The sequence below is a fragment of the Nocardia sp. NPDC003345 genome (assembly GCF_053589395.1).
In genome coordinates this window covers 1-2,929 of record NZ_JBSFRU010000502.1, presented here as the reverse complement: position 1 = coordinate 2,929, position 2,929 = coordinate 1, and the positions used below count along the sequence as shown (strand labels likewise).

Genomic DNA, 2,929 nt, shown 5'->3' with positions numbered 1-2,929 from the left:
CGGCCAGCAGGGCGAGCGCGGCGCGCAGGATCGTATCCGTATGGTCGGTCGGCGCGGCCAGGGTCCGTGACCGGGTGGCCCGGGTGAAATCGCCGAAACGCATGCGCAGCACCACCGTCCGGCAGCTACGATCGGCCGCGCGCAGCCGCCGCCCCAACCGGTCGGTGAGGCCGTGTACATACGCTTCGATCTCCTCCGGCGGCCGGACCCGGCTGCCCAGCGCCCGTTGCGCGCCGATGGATCGGCGGCGGCGCCCCGTCTCCACCCGCCGTGGATCGCGCGCCCAGGACAGCGCGTGCAGATGCCGCGCCGCCGCGGCCCCCACGATCGGGCGTAATCCGGATTCACCCAGTTCGGCCAGCTGCCCGATCCGCTCGACCCCGTGCGCGTGCAGCGCCCGCTCGGTGACCGGACCCACACCCCACAGCCGGTGTACCGGGAGCGGATGCAGGAAAGCCAGCTCGTCCGCCGGCTCCACCCGCCGCAACCCGTCGGGTTTGGCCACCGCGCTGGCGACCTTGGCCAGGAACTTGGTGCCCGCGATACCGACCGAGATCGGCAACCCGACCTCCCGGCGCACCCGCGCGCGCAGCCCCCGCGCAATCGTCTCCGGCGGACCCGCGATCCGCCGCAGCCCGGCGACATCCAGGAACGCCTCGTCGATCGAAATGCCCTCCACGATCGGTGTGGTATCGGCGAATATCTCGAACACCGCCTTGCTGGCCCGGCCGTACTCCGACATCCGGGGCGGTACCACCAGCGCGTCCGGGCACAACCGCAGCGCCGCCCCGATGTTCATCGGGGTCCGCACCCCCTTCGCCTTCGCCTCGTAACTGGCCGCCAGCACCACCCCGCCGCCGACCAGGACGGGTTTCCCGCGGAGTTCCGGCCGGTCCCGTTGCTCCATGGACGCGTAGAAGGAGTCCAGATCCGCGTGCAGGATCGAGGCGTGATCGCGGGACGCGATCCGGGGGCGCCGGGCCGGGCGCGGATCGGCGGTATTCGCACCGCTCTCGCTTCTGGCTGGACTTTCACCGCCGGATTCGAACATATGTTCACACTAGCAGTGTGGGTCGCTACTGGACACACGCGATGGTGTCGGTGGGACGACAGACTTTAGTTGTCACTTACAGACTGCAATTGTCCTTGGCCGCGGGGTCTGGTTGCTTCCTATCAGTCCGGGGACGTGAACAGGTGGTCCAGCTCTTCGGGCATGCAACCTATGCCTCGGAGTCGGGTGCCACTCCCAGGCGAGGCGCTTCCGGGCTACCGGCCTCGGCTGGATCACAGGCTTGACCTCACTCCAGATGCGCTGAGGTCTGCTGGGTCGCCTCTGATCCGCCTACGGGTAGGGGCCACATCGCGCTCGGCCGAACGACTCGGAGGACACAAATCCGACGACCGAGATCAACCACGACAACCTGTTCGATAGAGGAGGTCGGTGAGACGCGTCCAGTGGCAAACTGTTACAGGTGACGGGGATAGAGCCCACGCCGCTTATACGCGGGGGTGTGGCGTTGATCAGGCCGATGGAACTCCTCTATCGGCGGTGGTGGCCAGCGACAGATTCGGCATCGCTCGTAAGGCGGGCTGATGACCTTGCCCTGGCGGTAGAGCAAGCCGAGGGACGGCTACAGCGGGAGCTACGTGCAGGGCAAGGCTCATTCATGCCTGTGAGATTTAGCGTCGTAACCCCGGCTGCCTCGAAGAATAAGCGAGCCCGCTCAGGCAGAGTAGATGAGGTCGCCGCCTACTTCGACCAGCTCGAACAGCCACAGCGAATGGTTGTACTGGGAGAACCCGGCTCGGGAAAGACTGTAGCAGCTACCTATTTGGTGCGGGGCCTACTCGAACTACGCCGAAGCCTCACCGATGCGCGGTACAACGCCGCGCCCGTCCCTGTTCGAATCAACACAGCTGGTTGGGATGGCAAACAGGACTTTATCCCTTGGCTGGTCACCCGGCTACGGCGCGACTACCGATTGCCGCCCAAGCTCGGCCGAGCAATGGTCGACAACGGACTGGTTTTGCCCGTTCTCGACGGACTCGATGAAATGGACGAAACCAACGTTGCCACCGCTGGCCCCCGCGCACGGGCTCTACTCGACCGTCTCAATGAGTGGTCCGACCGTCCCGTTGTAGTGCTTTGTCGCAGCATCGAATTCGGGCGCCTGCAGCAGAAGGGTGGTGACAACGGCTTGCATGGGGCCAACACGATCAACCTGGACCCGTTCCCCGCAAAAAAGGCTGCTCGCCACCTCAGGAACATCCAGAAAAAGACCGGCGCTACCGCCCCCGCCTGGGGCCAATTCATTGCCCATCTCGATAACGAAGCCGACAGCCCCCTCTCCGGATGCCTGCAAAACCCTTGGATGCTCGGACTGACCCTTACCATCCTGCGCCATAGTCCCCGCACCGCTACCGCCCTGCTCGACTGCACTTCTCGAGAGGCTGTGCGCGAAGGCTTGTTCGCCGCTCAGATCCCCGCCGCGATCGCCGGTTCGGCCGATATCAAGCAACTCCGCGGCTACACCAGCAGTCAGGTGGAAAAATGGCTTCGGTCTCTTTCCCGATGCCTAGAGAAGCGCCGTGCCACCCCAAACCGCGATGGCACCGCAATACGCCTCGACGAAATCTGGGAAGTCAACGGAAACAATGGAATTCGGTACGCCTACACCGGCATCGTCGGGCTCGTGTACGTGCTTACAAGTGGGTACACGGTGGCACTCATGGGCTACGACCTCGTGTCCATGCCCACGTGGGTATTCGGCGTGGGATTCATCTTCTTGATCGGAAGCACCGGCGATCTCGACTCTCCAGCCAAGCGGGTGGCACTGACTGTACCCAGACGCTCCCGATGGGCCCAAGCTGCCGTATACAGCTTCCTATCCCTGTGGGTGTGTGGGCTCTACATCTGGGTAGCTTTCGG

2 protein-coding genes are annotated in these 2,929 nt (G+C 64.7%); one reads left to right on the top strand and one right to left on the bottom strand.

Translation table 11 applies throughout. The annotated features are described in order from the left end of the window. On the bottom strand, positions 1-1,051 hold a 1,051-nt coding region (gene dinB / locus ACWDU1_RS31250), incomplete at its 3' end, for a DNA polymerase IV (RefSeq protein WP_450004000.1). Between the two features lie 730 nt (positions 1,052-1,781). On the opposite strand from dinB, the gene ACWDU1_RS31245 reads away from it, so the two are divergent. Then, a partial coding sequence (locus ACWDU1_RS31245; protein ID WP_450003998.1) for an NACHT domain-containing protein occupies positions 1,782-2,929 on the top strand: 1,148 nt, incomplete at its 3' end.